At 57.5% G+C, this 13,407-nt stretch carries 12 protein-coding genes; 7 read left to right on the top strand and 5 right to left on the bottom strand.

What is annotated here, in order from left to right; translation table 11 throughout:
• Positions 1 to 2 precede the first annotated feature (2 nt).
• Genes LCU97_RS18485 through LCU97_RS18470 form a run of 4 tightly spaced genes read left to right on the top strand, consistent with a single transcriptional unit; the run spans position 3 to position 3,312 of the window.
• Positions 3 to 839 carry an ABC transporter permease gene (locus LCU97_RS18485; RefSeq protein WP_232777533.1) on the top strand — a complete coding sequence of 279 codons (837 nt, stop codon included), beginning with the start codon at positions 3 to 5 and terminating at the stop codon, positions 837 to 839.
• Entirely contained in the window at positions 826 to 1,626 is an 801-nt protein-coding gene (locus tag LCU97_RS18480) for an ABC transporter permease (RefSeq protein ID WP_232777437.1), read from the top strand. Before LCU97_RS18485 ends, LCU97_RS18480 begins: the two co-directional genes overlap by 14 nt.
• A complete protein-coding gene (locus LCU97_RS18475; protein WP_232777436.1) occupies positions 1,623 to 2,612 on the top strand; it encodes an ABC transporter ATP-binding protein in 990 nt (329 codons plus the stop codon). Before LCU97_RS18480 ends, LCU97_RS18475 begins: the two co-directional genes overlap by 4 nt.
• Before the next feature lie 46 nt (positions 2,613 to 2,658).
• Positions 2,659 to 3,312 (top strand): HAD family hydrolase, encoded by a 654-nt coding sequence (locus tag LCU97_RS18470; protein ID WP_232777435.1) that lies wholly within the window; start codon positions 2,659 to 2,661, stop codon positions 3,310 to 3,312.
• Between the two features lie 25 nt (positions 3,313 to 3,337).
• Here the strand turns inward: LCU97_RS18470 and LCU97_RS18465 are convergent, their stop codons facing one another.
• Positions 3,338 to 4,804: an Ig-like domain-containing protein gene (locus tag LCU97_RS18465; protein ID WP_232777434.1), complete on the bottom strand. Its 1,467-nt coding sequence runs from the start codon at positions 4,802 to 4,804 to the stop codon at positions 3,338 to 3,340.
• Positions 4,805 to 4,943: 139 nt separating this feature from the next.
• The gene (locus LCU97_RS18460; protein ID WP_232777433.1) at positions 4,944 to 5,189 is read right to left on the bottom strand and encodes a hypothetical protein; all 246 of its coding nucleotides are present in this window, start codon (positions 5,187 to 5,189) and stop codon (positions 4,944 to 4,946) included.
• 229 nt (positions 5,190 to 5,418) lie between these two features.
• Between LCU97_RS18460 and LCU97_RS18455 the strand changes: the two genes are divergently transcribed.
• Positions 5,419 to 7,008 carry a hypothetical protein gene (locus tag LCU97_RS18455; RefSeq protein WP_232777432.1) on the top strand — a complete coding sequence of 530 codons (1,590 nt, stop codon included), beginning with the start codon at positions 5,419 to 5,421 and terminating at the stop codon, positions 7,006 to 7,008.
• A 91-nt stretch (positions 7,009 to 7,099) separates the two neighbouring features.
• Here LCU97_RS18455 and LCU97_RS18450 read toward each other — a convergent pair whose 3' ends face one another.
• Positions 7,100 to 8,062, bottom strand: a complete 963-nt coding sequence (locus LCU97_RS18450; RefSeq protein ID WP_053149760.1) for an NAD(P)H-quinone oxidoreductase — start codon at positions 8,060 to 8,062, stop codon at positions 7,100 to 7,102.
• Positions 8,063 to 8,201: 139 nt separating this feature from the next.
• Here LCU97_RS18450 and LCU97_RS18445 point away from each other — a divergent pair, with 139 nt between their 5' ends.
• Both LCU97_RS18445 and LCU97_RS18440 read left to right on the top strand, forming a co-directional pair.
• Positions 8,202 to 10,280, top strand: a complete 2,079-nt coding sequence (locus LCU97_RS18445) for a carboxy terminal-processing peptidase (RefSeq protein WP_172679606.1) — start codon at positions 8,202 to 8,204, stop codon at positions 10,278 to 10,280.
• 127 nt (positions 10,281 to 10,407) lie between these two features.
• Positions 10,408 to 12,183, top strand: a complete 1,776-nt coding sequence (locus LCU97_RS18440) for a bifunctional diguanylate cyclase/phosphodiesterase (RefSeq protein ID WP_053149754.1) — start codon at positions 10,408 to 10,410, stop codon at positions 12,181 to 12,183.
• 22 nt (positions 12,184 to 12,205) lie between these two features.
• On the opposite strand, the gene LCU97_RS18435 is transcribed toward LCU97_RS18440, so the two are convergent.
• Together LCU97_RS18435 and LCU97_RS18430 are read right to left on the bottom strand one after the other, a co-directional pair.
• A complete protein-coding gene (locus LCU97_RS18435; protein WP_053149751.1) occupies positions 12,206 to 12,628 on the bottom strand; it encodes a hypothetical protein in 423 nt (140 codons plus the stop codon).
• A 26-nt stretch (positions 12,629 to 12,654) separates the two neighbouring features.
• On the bottom strand, positions 12,655 to 13,407 hold a 753-nt coding region (locus tag LCU97_RS18430; RefSeq protein WP_232777431.1), incomplete at its 5' end, for an RHS repeat-associated core domain-containing protein.

Genomic DNA, 13,407 nt, shown 5'->3' with positions numbered 1-13,407 from the left:
CCATGAAGCGCGGCAAATGGCTGGCAGCGTTGTGCCTGGTGCCCTTCGCGATTTTCTTTATCGTGTTCCAGATCGCACCGCTGCTCTGGGTGTTGATCAACAGCCTGGAGTCGGAAGAATTCGGGTGGGGCCTGGCCAATTTCAGCAAGATCATCAACTCGAAGTTCTACCGCCAAGCGATCCAGCACAGCCTGGAGATCAGCTTCTGGTCCAGCGTATTCGGCATCGTCATCGCCGTGCTGGGCAGCTACTCATTGCGTCGGGTCGATTCGCGGCTGCGCAACTTCGTCAATGCCTTCGCCAACATGACCAGCAATTTCGCCGGCGTGCCCCTGGCCTTCGCCTTCATCATTCTGCTGGGGTTCAACGGCAGCATCACCCTCATGCTCAAACAGGCCGGGATCATCGAGGACTTCAACCTGTATTCGAAAACCGGTTTGATCATTCTCTACACCTACTTCCAGATTCCCCTGGGCGTGCTGTTGCTCTATCCGGCCTTCGATGCGCTGCGTGAAGACTGGCGCGAATCGGCTGCACTGCTGGGAGCCAGCGGCTGGCAGTTCTGGCGGCACATCGGCCTGCCGGTGCTGACCCCGGCGCTGTTGGGCACCTTCGTGATCCTGCTGGCCAACGCCCTCGGCGCCTACGCCACGGTCTATGCGCTGACCACCGGCAACTTCAACGTCCTGCCGATTCGCATCGCCGCCATGGTTTCCGGGGACATTTCCCTCGACCCGAACATGGCCAGCGCCCTGGCCGTAGTCCTGGTGGCGCTGATGACCCTGGTGACCGTCATCCATCAGTTGCTGCTCAAGAGGAGCTACCATGTCGCGCGCTGAATCGGGACCCGTCGGGCTCTATCATCGGACGGTGGTGTACCTGCTGTTTGCCGTCCTGCTGCTGCCCTTGGCCGGTACCCTGATCTACTCCATCGCCAGCAGTTGGTCGGCCACCGTGCTGCCTGGCGGCTTTACCTTCAAATGGTATGTGCAGCTGTGGAGCGATCCGCGTTTCTTGGCGGCCTTCGGCCAATCACTGGTGGTGTGCGTCGGGGCGCTGGTGCTCTCGGTGGTGCTGATCCTGCCGCTGCTGTTCGTGGTGCACTACCACTTCCCGAAACTCGACGCGCTGATGAACATCCTGATCCTGCTGCCCTTCGCCGTGCCACCGGTGGTGTCATCGGTGGGATTGCTGCAACTCTACGGCTCCGGACCGCTGGCGATGGTGGGTACGCCGTGGATTCTGATCGGCTGTTATTTCACCGTCGCCCTGCCGTTCATGTATCGGGCGATCACCAACAACCTGCAAGCCATCAACCTGCGTGACCTGATGGACGCCGCCCAACTGCTCGGCGCCAGTACGTTCCAGGCAGCCTTGCTGGTGGTGCTGCCAAACCTGCGCAAGGGCCTGATGGTGGCGCTGCTGCTGTCGTTCTCGTTCCTGTTCGGCGAGTTCGTGTTCGCCAACATTCTGGTGGGCACCCGCTATGAAACCCTGCAGGTGTACCTGAACAACATGCGCAACAGCAGTGGCCATTTCACCAGCGCACTGGTGATTTCCTATTTCTTCTTCGTACTGGTCCTGACCTGGGCGGCCAACATCTTGAACAAGGACAAAAGCCAATGAGCTATGTCAGCGTCCACCACCTGCAAAAGACCTACGCCGGCACGCCGGTGTTCAGCGATATCAACTGCGAGATCGGCAAGGGCGAGTTCGTCACCCTCCTCGGCCCCTCCGGCTGCGGCAAATCCACGCTGCTGCGCTGCATCGCCGGCCTGACGGCGGTGGATGCCGGCCAGATCCTGCTGGACGGCCAGGACATCGTCCCGCTAAGCCCGCAGAAACGTGGCATTGGCATGGTGTTCCAGAGCTACGCCCTGTTCCCCAACATGACCGTCGAACAGAACGTTGCCTTCGGCCTGCGCATGCAGAAGATCCAGGCCGAGGACAGCCGCCAGCGCGTCTCCGAGATTCTGCGGCTGGTGGAGCTACACGATTTTGCTGCCCGCTATCCTCATCAACTCTCCGGCGGGCAATGCCAGCGCGTCGCTCTTGCCCGCTCCCTGGTAACCCGGCCGCGCCTGTTGTTGCTGGACGAGCCGTTGTCGGCACTGGATGCACGCATTCGTAAACACCTGCGCGAACAGATCCGTCAGATCCAGCGCGAACTGGGCCTGACCACGATTTTCGTCACACACGACCAGGAAGAAGCCCTGACCATGTCTGACCGGATTTTCCTGATGAACCAAGGAAAAATCGTACAGAGCGGCGACGCCGAGACCCTTTACACTGCGCCCGTCGATGTATTTGCCGCCGGATTCATCGGCAACTACAACCTGCTGGACGCCGAGAGCGCCACACGGCTGCTGCAACGGCCGGTGAACAGCCGCATCGCGATTCGTCCGGAAGCCATCGAGCTGAACCGCAGCGGCGAGGCCGATGCGCTGATCCGCAGCCACAGCCTGTTGGGCAATGTCATCCGCTACCGGGTCGAGGCCCGTGGCGTAGAACTGGTGGTGGATGTGCTCAACCGCTCCGCCGCCGACCTGCACCCTGATGGCGCTCGATTGGCACTTTCCATCGATCCGTCGGCGCTGTGTGAGGTAGCCTGATGGCTTTGTCGATTCTGAAGCTGATACTGAAAAGGGAAACGCGCTGATGGCCCTGGCAATTTTTGATCTGGACGAAACCCTGATCCACGGCGATTGCGCCACTCTCTGGAGCGAGCAGATGGGTCGCCTGGGATGGGTTGATCCCGAGTCGTTCATGCGCCGCAACAACGAGCTGATGGACGCCTACAGCCACGGCAAGCTGCGCATGGAAGAGTACATGGATTTCAGCCTGGAGCCGATGATCGGTCGCACGCCGGAAGAAATCGAACACCTGGTGACGCCCTGGGTAGAGGATTTCATCGAACCGATCATTTTCAGCGACGCCACCAAGGCCATCGCCGAACACCGCAAGGCCGGCGACCGGATTCTGGTGATCTCCGCCTCGGGCACGCACTTGGTCAAACCGATTGCCGAACGCCTGGGCATCGACGAGATCCTGGCCATCGACCTCGAAGTGGCCCACGGCGTGTACAGCGGTAAGACCGTAGGTACCCTGACTTACCGTGAAGGCAAGATCACGCGCCTGCTGGATTGGCTGGATGCCGAGGAAGAAAACCTGGAAGGCGCGAGCTTCTACTCGGACTCCCGCAATGATTTGCCGCTGTTGCTGCGGGTGGATCATCCGCATGTGGTGAACCCGGACCCCATGTTGCTTGAACACGCAGAGAAAGCCGGGTGGCCGATTCATCATTGGAAATAGCTGGAGATTCAAACATTACCGCAGCTCAATGAGGTATTACATACAGCGCGCCGGTTACGCTTGGCTCTCCAGGCAGGGCGCAAGCGAGCCCATTGGTCTGTTCCGCATGGTAGTAGGTGTAATAACCCGTCGGGCAAACACCACCGTGCTCACCCAGCCAATATCTGCCACGGGGAAGGGGAAAAGGCTGTGCATACAGGTGTTCGAGATTCTGAAACTGCCCGCTGCTATTGATGATGAATCCTCCCGATGCGCTCAGCCACCGATGAAAGTCCGCGACGCCACTGAAAGTGCCTGGCTGCACGACGCCCAACAGCCAGGTATTGCTCACCTGCACGGGGTAGGTTAATGACTGTGCCGGCGTGCTCGAGTCAGATACGGTAACGACCGTGTTGCCTCGCCTTATGCCTGTCACCTTGCCGCCGGGAGTGACCGATGCTACCTGGGGGTTGCTGGACACATACCGGTACGGCGGTGTCCCTCCCACAGCCCTGCGAGTCAGCGCGTTGTCCTTGGCATCGCCCCCCGCCTGCGGCCACGATGCGAAAATCCTGAAACCGTTCAACGCCATCGGCGCTTGACCCACTGAAAGCGGTCCCCCCGGGAAAAAAGCCTGATCGGTGCTGCGATAGGCAAACGTCGCGTTCCCCGTCGGTGCCGCTGGCAGCGTCAAAGCGATAATCGGAACCCACTTGTGGGTTTCAAGGTAAAAATTTCGCTGGTCAGTTTGTGCGCCGGTCAGCCCGCCGGACGTGTAAAAAAAGGCTTCGACAGGTAGGTCACCACCAATATTCTGGGCCCAAGTAGCTAAGCGCAGTTCATTCTGGACAGGCGCAATACTCGTATCGTCATAACCCAGCGCCCGTGCTTCGAGGCTGGCGTGGAACGCACTTGCCGCAGCACCACCAAGCACCTCGCGAACATTGAAGCCGCATTGATGCGGTGGGCGTTGTTGCGACGGCACAGATTGATAGTGCGCCAGCCATTGCGCAGCCGTGGTAATCCCCTGGGATTGGCATTCCCGACTACTGCCAGGGAATGCCTGATACTGTCCGCAACCTTTCTCGTCTCTGTCCAGCGTCCAGCTATCCACAGGAAAGGAACACAATACGTCTGGCTGGACGGCTGCCCGTACGGAATCAAGATAAGGCCGGAACATAAAGCCATTGGCATAGCCATAGCTCAGGCGGATGTATTTCGCATCCTCTCGAAGAAACGAGAATGACACGCCGCCACTGTTGACCGACAGCGGACTTGGGTTCCAAGGGAAGAATGATTCCGATGCAACCGTTCCCCTGAGCATGATGCCCGAGCACAAATAAGCTGGCCGAGCGGAGTCGCAAGCGATCACTTTTGTACGATAACGAGTGGTCAGATCGATCGCTGTTTGCGCTCCCAGTGCATCGGCATCGTTCGTATGCAACTGCCTTGAAGGCGTACTGCATCCCAGCAGCAACGCGATGCCCACGGCACTCAGTGACGGTTTTCTCATTGCCATCGCTCTGGAAGGAGGCGTGTTCTGCGAGAGCCAGGTTTGCTCAAGGTAGAAATGCCTCGCTAACCGGCCAGATCATGGAGGCCGCATCGCGGGCAAGCCTTGCTTCCACAGGTCCGTGCAAATGGCGGCATCGTTATTTGAACCTGGAAAAGGCAGTGGCAAGCTCCAGGAGAATCGTTTCGTCCTGCGTGTCCATGTCGCCGTCGTCATCGGCATCAGCCTTGACGTGCACCGTATCGTAGGCACCATCTTTTACCGAGGAAGAAACAAAGGTGGCGAATTGAAATGCATTATCAAGGTAGAACTCGACGACAACTTCAGGTGATTTATTGCTGGTCTCGACTTCTGCCATTGACAGGCGGAGCTCTCTGGTAGCCATCACAACACCTCTGCTGTTGGTGGAGAATGATTAGAGTGCTACACCCAGCCACCCCAGGCCCCATTTAGGGAAGTTCCAATCGCGGCGTCTACTGTCAGACCTGACAGGTCATATACCTTACCCGACGAATGGTGCCTGTTATTTCTGACAGTAGACGCGTTGCCATATCCGCAGGTTAATAAATTCCACGGCCATTCTAACTCGGGTCTCTTCACCGACTGGAGCGCTCATGAATACGAATAAGCATCTTGAACAGCGAACTTTTGCCGACACCAGCATAAAGGCAATCACAGCCATCATGCTGGCAGTGCTATGGGGATGTGTCTCTCAACTGCAACCACCAGCCGACATTCAAACCTCTAACATTTATGTTAATGCCGGAGAGGAAACCGCCCGTGGTTTAAATGAACGCTATAATGATTTGGCCGAAAACTGCGGCTCGCCGAATCTCGCAGCTTTTCTATGTTCAGGAATTATCTTTAGAGCCACGAAATCAGCCCAATATCACGCATGGGATCCAAGCCCCGCCTCCCAAATAAGCGGTGGCGTTTCTTTCTCATACCTACGACGTGATTCAAAATACAGAAAATTGGCCTATGGCTACAATAACGGTTTCATTTTTTTCGCCCCCCTTCGGCGCCCCGAAGGAAAAGTAAATATCCATGTACTTTGTTCATTCCCTCTCGACGCCAACACCGAAGATCGGCCGACCAAGCAAGGCTGCGATTACAATACTAACATCCCTGACCCCAGCACTAGTCGAGAATGTCAAAGTCAAGGTATTACAACGGCATCGCAATGGTACGCACACTTTATAAGTGTTCCCGCGCAAATCCGCTACTTTCATCAATGCGGTTTCGATGTAAGGGCCGGGCTGGGGGCGGGAGCAGTCAGCGCATTCAATGCCACTCTACAGGCCATGACATTACTTGGGTCAATGTCTTTCGCCGACCAGAATGAGCTGCGCTTGGCGACATGGTCCGAAGGAACAGGCAGCACACTTCCACTTGAGGCCTTTTTCTATTTCGGCAGCGGTTTGGCAACCGCCCAACATGACCAGCAGGACTTTTACAATGAAACAGGCATCATCGTGCCTATTATCCTACTCACTTTACCGTCCACTCCGACAGATAACGCCACTTTCGTCTATCGAACAGAGGACCAGGCCATCTTGCCCGAACTACCGGAAAAAACCGCACCCAAGGTATCCAAAGCCTATAACGCAGCAGGCGACCATCTGAGAATGAGCGACATCTACACAGACTCTCATGTGGATGTCGAAGTCCCTCACTACGCCGATATGCATGCCACCGACACCATCAGGGTGCGCTGGCAGGGTCGGGTCAATTACAACAGCCCAATTATCGAAGTGGGTGATCCCCCCGGAAAAAGGCTGATTCCGGTTCCTCGACTGGAGGTCGTTGACAATATCGGTCGCTCTGTCGAAGTCGGTTATTCCGTCAAGGAAAAAGGGGTTGGTGAGACGATAGAGTCATCGCGATTGACACTGCATATCGATCCGCAAGCAGTTCATCCATTACCGCCCCCCAGATATTCAGGCACCCAGGTGACCGTGGACAATGACAGCCTGACCGGCTACTCCATCAGGGCGCGTTGGACCGGTGTCACGACGCACGACACCGAATCACAGAGCATGACGCCTGGCCAGGCCAACGTATTCAATATCCCCGACACATGGATCACCGAAAACAGCGGAAAAACAGTGCTGGTCAATTATTCGATTGTCCGTGACAACAGCAGCGAGCAACGTATGTTTTCGCAGGTCCTAAGGGTCAGTATTACCTCGCCCAGTCAATAATGGGCTGCGGCAGAGGGACCCGAAGAGACGTGGTCGGGGGTTGATCCTCATGGTCGCCGGGACGGCCTTGAGGATCAGATACCGCGTTAAATCAGCTCAAGCTTTCATCGATCAATAGCACCAACTTACCCGAGACCTGGTTGCTGGCCAGCCTGTCAAATGCCGCACCGGCATCTTTTACCGAAAAGGTTTCGGCCAACTGCGGGTTCAGGCGTTTATCAGCAAACAATGGCCAGACATGCTCGCCCAACTCTCGCAGCAGATCGGCTTTGAACTGCTCATCGCGGCTGCGCAAGGTCGAGCCCACCAACTGGATCCGCTTGGCGAGGATCTTCGCCAGATCCAGCTGGGTTTCCCGCCCTCCCATCAAACCGATCAGAACCCACCGCCCGTCAACTGACAAAAGTTTCACGTTGAGCCGGGCGTAGCTGGCGCCCACTGGGTCGAGGATCACATCGAAGGGACCGAAGGCCTCCAATTGCTCGATGTCTTCGGTGCGCACCACGCCACCCTGGGCCCCCAAAGCTTGGCAATAAGCCAGCCGATCAGCCGAACCGACACTGACCCAGCACGGATTGCCGAACGCCTTGCACAGCTGGATGGCGGCCGAGCCGACGCCACTGGCGCCGGCGTGCAGCAGCACTTTCTCGCCCGGCTTGAGCGCTGCCAACTGAAACAGATTCAGCCACGCCGTGCTGTAGACCTCAGGCAATGCGGCGGCTTCAGCTAATGACAACCCTTCTGGCACCGGCAGCACATGTCGGCCGTCGACCACCACTTCCTCGGCCATCCCACCGCCGGCGAGCAAGGCGCAAACGCGGTCGCCTACCTGCCAGGACGAGCCCGGCCCGACCTCGCTGATCACCCCGGAGCATTCCAATCCGAGCACTTGACTGGCACCGGGCGGCGGTGGGTAAAGCCCCGCTTTTTGCAACAAATCGGCCCGATTAAGGCCTGCCGCCGCCACACGGATGCGAACTTGCCCTGCATCACACGCAGGACTTGGTTCATCAGCCCATACCACTTGGCCTTCAACGCCTTGCAATGCTTTCACGGTGCCTCCATAGTGAGTCTCGACTGGGCCCGCTGCTGTTACACCGGGCTTTCTTGCATTATGCGCCCGGGCCACATGGAACCGGCGACTTCAAAGACGGCCTAATATGCGTTATCAATTGTCCTTGCGTCGAATCAGTATGAAGCACCTGTTCCCCAGTACCGCCCTCGCGCTTGTCATTGGCCTTGGCCTGTTGCCACTGTCGAGCGATACGTTCGCAGCCAACAGCTGGGACAAGCTTCAACCCGATCGCGACGAGGTCATCGCCAGCCTTAACGTCGTTGAGTTGCTCAAGCGCCATCATTACAGCAAGCCGCCGCTCGATGATGCACGCTCCGTCATCATCTACGACAGCTACTTGAAGCTCCTCGATCCCTCGCGCAGTTATTTCCTGGCGAGCGACATCGCTGAATTCGACAAGTGGAAGACCCAGTTCGACGATTTCCTCAAGAGTGGCGACCTGAACGCCGGGTTCATCATCTACAAGCGCTACCTGGATCGCGTGAAGGCGCGTCTGGACTACGCCCTCGCCGAACTGAACAGAGGCGTCGATAAGATCGACTTCAATACCAAGGAAACCCTGCTGGTCGACCGCAAGGATGCCCCTTGGCTCAAAAGCACTGCCGAACTCGACGACCTGTGGCGCAAACGCGTCAAGGACGAAGTGCTGCGCATGAAGATCGCCGGCAAGGATCCCAAGCAGATCCAGGAAACCCTGATCAAGCGCTACAAGAACCAGTTGGCCCGCCTGGACCAGACCCGCGCCGAAGACATCTTCCAGGCGTACATCAACACCTTCGCCATGTCCTACGACCCGCACACCAATTATCTGTCGCCGGATAACGCGGAAAACTTCGACATCAACATGAGCCTGTCCCTGGAAGGCATAGGCGCGGTGCTGCAGAGCGACAACGATCAGGTCAAGATCGTGCGCCTGGTCCCGGCTGGCCCTGCCGACAAAACCAAACAGGTCGGCCCGGCGGACAAGATCATCGGCGTCGCTCAAGGCAACAAGGAAATGGTCGACGTGGTCGGCTGGCGCCTGGACGAAGTGGTCAAGCTGATCCGTGGTCCGAAAGGCTCGGTGGTGCGTCTGGAAGTCATTCCAGCCAGCAATGCGCCGAACGACCAGACCAGCAAGATCGTGTCCATCACCCGTGAAGCGGTGAAGCTGGAAGAACAGGCGGCGAAGAAATCGGTACTGAACCTGAAGCAGGATGGCCGGGACTACAAGCTCGGCATCATCGAGATCCCGGCCTTCTACCTGGACTTCAAGGCATTCCGCGCCGGTGATCCGGACTACAAGAGCACCACTCGCGACGTCAAGAAACTGCTGACCGAACTGCAGAAGGAAAAGGTCGACGGCGTGGTCATCGACCTGCGTAACAACGGCGGTGGTTCCCTGCAGGAAGCCACCGAGCTGACCAGCCTGTTCATCGACAAGGGCCCGACGGTGCTCGTGCGTAATGCCGACGGCCGGGTGGACGTGCTGGAAGACGAAAATCCGGGCGCGTTCTACAAAGGCCCGATGGCGTTGTTGGTCAACCGCCTGTCCGCCTCGGCTTCGGAAATTTTCGCCGGCGCCATGCAGGACTACCACCGTGCGCTGATCATTGGCGGCCAGACCTTCGGTAAAGGCACGGTGCAGACCATCCAGCCGCTCAACCACGGCGAACTGAAGCTGACCCTGGCCAAGTTCTACCGGGTATCCGGCCAGAGCACCCAGCACCAGGGCGTGCTGCCTGACATCGATTACCCGTCGATCATCGACACCAAGGAAATCGGTGAAAGCGCCCTGCCCGAAGCCATGCCATGGGACACCATCCGCCCTGCGATCAAACCGGCCGTGGATCCTTTCAAACCGTTCCTGGCCCAACTCAAGTCCGAGCATGATGCCCGTACGGCCCAGGACGCAGAGTTCGTGTTCATCCGCGACAAGCTGGCCCTGGCGCAGAAGCTGATGACCGAGAAGACCGTCACCCTCAACGAAGCCGATCGTCGCGCGCAGCATGCCGACATCGAGGCCAAACAACTGGCGATGGAAAACCTGCGACGCAAGGCCAAGGGTGAAGAACCGCTCAAGGAGCTGAAAAAAGAGGACGAAGACCTCATCACCGAGCCGGAAAAAACCAAACCGGAAGACGATGCCTACTTGAGCGAAACCGGTCGGATCCTGTTGGATTACCTGAAACTCAATACGGCGGTTGCCAAGCACTGAGGGTGATAGCCATTTAATGCCACCGCTCCTCGGAGCGTCATCAAACTGACATCATTCTGTCGTGAAATACAGGACGCGGCGCCCCTCTGAGGGGTGCCCCGTCCTTTTTTTATCGCCAGAGATTGCCATGACCACGACCGAACAGCTGAGTGCCTTGAGTTCAATTCTGGCTCAAAGCGGTTTGCACAGCCTGTTCCAACCAATCGTCTGCCTTTCCGAACGGCGTATCCTGGGTTACGAAGCGCTGACCCGAGGACCGTCCAACAGCCCTTTGCACTCCCCCATTGCTCTGCTTTCCGTGGCCCGCCAGGCCGGACGCCTCAGTGAATTGGAACTGGCCTGCCGGCGCAGCGCCTGCCAGCGTTTCAACGAGCAGAACCTGCCGGGCAAGTTGTTCCTCAACGTCTCGCCCGAATCCTTGCTGGAGTCGGCGCACCAGACTGGTCGTACGCTGCAACTGTTGCAGGATTTCGGCATACCGCCCAGCCAGGTGGTGATCGAGCTGACCGAACAGACCCCGATCGATGACTTCCAACTGCTGCAAAACGCCCTGCATCATTATCGCGCCATGGGCTTCTCCATTGCCCTGGATGACCTTGGTGCCGGGTATTCCAGCCTGCGGCTGTGGTCAGAACTGCGTCCCGACTACGTGAAAATCGACCGGCATTTCATCGATGGCATTCACCAGGACGCTCTCAAGCGCGAGTTCGTCGGCTCGATTTTGAAAATCGCCCGTACCTCACGGTCCCAGGTGATCGCCGAAGGCATCGAGCTGCCGGAGGAACTGGCGGTGTTGATGGAGATGGGCGTCGACCTGGTCCAGGGATACTTGCTGGCCCGCCCCCAGGAACAACCGTCCCGAGACGCCAGGGCGCTGATGCCCAGGCAGGACAGCGGCGTGGTGTCATTGAACGACGAGGTCAACGACCTCGGAGCCCTGCTCAACGAACAACCGGCCGTGGCCCATGACACCCCCACGGCCACCGTGCTCGACGCTTTCCGGCGCCAGGCCAACCTCAACTCTCTGGCCGTGCTGGACAACCAGGACCGCCCCTGCGGTATCGTCCACCGCCACTCGCTCTCCGATGCGCTGCTCAAGCCCTTCGCCACCGACCTGTTCGCCCGCAAACCCATCAGCCGCCTGATGAGCGATGACTTCCTGGCGGTGGAACTCAATCAATCGTTGCAACAGGTCAGCCGCCTCATCACCAGCCGCGCCCGGCAACGCATTGAAGAAGACTTCATCATCACCCTCAACGGGGGGTACCTGGGGCTGGGTCGCGTGATCGACGTGCTCAAGCTCATCACTGAGCTTAAGATCCAACAAGCCCGCTATGCCAACCCGCTGACCCTGCTGCCGGGTAACGTCCCGATCCAGCAATGCCTGACGCGCCTGCTGCAACAACGGCAGGAAGCGGTGATCTGCTACGTCGACATCGACAGCTTCAAACCCTTCAATGACATCTACGGCTACGGCCGGGGCGACGAAGTCCTGCTCTGCCTGGCCCAGTGCCTGAACGAACGCATCGACCCCAGCCGCGACTTCGTCGGTCACATCGGCGGCGACGACTTCCTGCTGGTCCTCGGCCCGGAAGACTGGCGCAAGCGCCTGAATCAGTTATTGAGCGACTTCCAGACCTACTGCCGCCGGTTCTATCGGCCTGAGCACCTCGAGGCCGGCTGCTTTACCGCATTGAATCGACAGGGCGTTCGCCAGGAGTTCGGATTGCTGTCGTTGTCGATCGGGGTGGTGCATTTGCGACCGGACGCTTGCGAGGAACTGGATGCGAGCCAGTTGGCGGAACTGGCTTCGCAGGCTAAGCATCATGCGAAGGAGATTTTGGGGGGGAGTTTGTATGTGGTGGAGGCGGTGGGAGTCGGGTCTATTGGGGCGATGGTATAAAGTAGGCCATCCCAGATCGCCCCTACCAAGTGGATGAATCTTCTAGTGCGGCTTTGTTGATATCTTGCTTCCACTCTTCGCTTGCTAATTTATATATATCCTCGAAGAAGCTACGCGGTGTCTGGATATCAGATACCAACCAAGGCGAAGCTGAAGGCTCATTAGTATCATAGTCATACTCAAACATAGCATCAAAATCATAAAGCTTATCCGCCAACGCCTCTTCCAACTTTCTCAAAAGCAGAAATTTATGTCTATACGACAAATACTCCTGCTCTTTAATTATGTAGTCTTTAATTATAATCCGCCGATCCGCCGCACTATTCGGATCAAGCTTTAGCAACTCTTCCCTAAAAGAATTATCTTTATATTCCGTATCTATGCCAGCCAAGAGCGAGTCGACAGTCGGCTGATATGGCAAATCAGTAAAGGGGGCGAGCAACATAATTAACTCCGTTTTTCCGAACAAGCTTAATCAATAGGAAAAGCCGTAAACGGCTTGTCCGTTTCAATTCTGTCAAACTTTACTTCAGCACCGTCCATATGCTCATTCAAGATAGGATTGTCTCTATCTCTTCTGTTGGGTTTGTACCCCCGACCGGCGCCAGGCATTTCCATCCTAACAATAGGGTTTTGTCTTCTGTCGAATCCCGTATGCGCGGGTAATCCCCGAGCTTTTCTTGTAAGTGCTTCATTTAGTGCGTGCATCTGCATCCTCCAACTCCTAAATTGGGAGCTGGAACTCACGGAACCTATTCGTCCATTTATCGTTGGATGACTCCCGTCAATTGGCCGCCGCCTTATGGCTCTATCCGGTATCTCGGGACTATGTTTAGCGATAGTATGCATGTCATATTTCCTCTCATACTCCTCTACACGTCGCTTAGCATTGGCTTCCGCTAACTCATCAATCCGAGCCCGCCGCTGCTCCGCCGTCATCGGCAGCCGCGGTTCCCCCTCATCCACCTGAGCCTTCGCCGCCGGATCCTGCTGTCCAACCGCCGGCCTACACCCACCCTTCCCCGGACAATCCACCAACCCCAACGGATCCACCCACCCCGTCGGGTTCAGGGTGTACCGGTACCCATTGAGCCCACCCGCCAGTTTGCTCGGATCAGGCGTCAGATAGCGGCCCGTTTCCGGATTGTAGTAGCGGTGGCGGTTGTAGTGCAGGCCGCTTTCCAGGTCATGGTATTGGCCCTGGAAACGCAGCGGTTGTTCCAG

Source organism: Pseudomonas uvaldensis, from assembly GCF_021271205.1.
Classification (GTDB): Bacteria; Pseudomonadota; Gammaproteobacteria; order Pseudomonadales; family Pseudomonadaceae; genus Aquipseudomonas; species Aquipseudomonas uvaldensis.
This window is presented reverse-complemented; position numbering and strand designations above follow the sequence as displayed.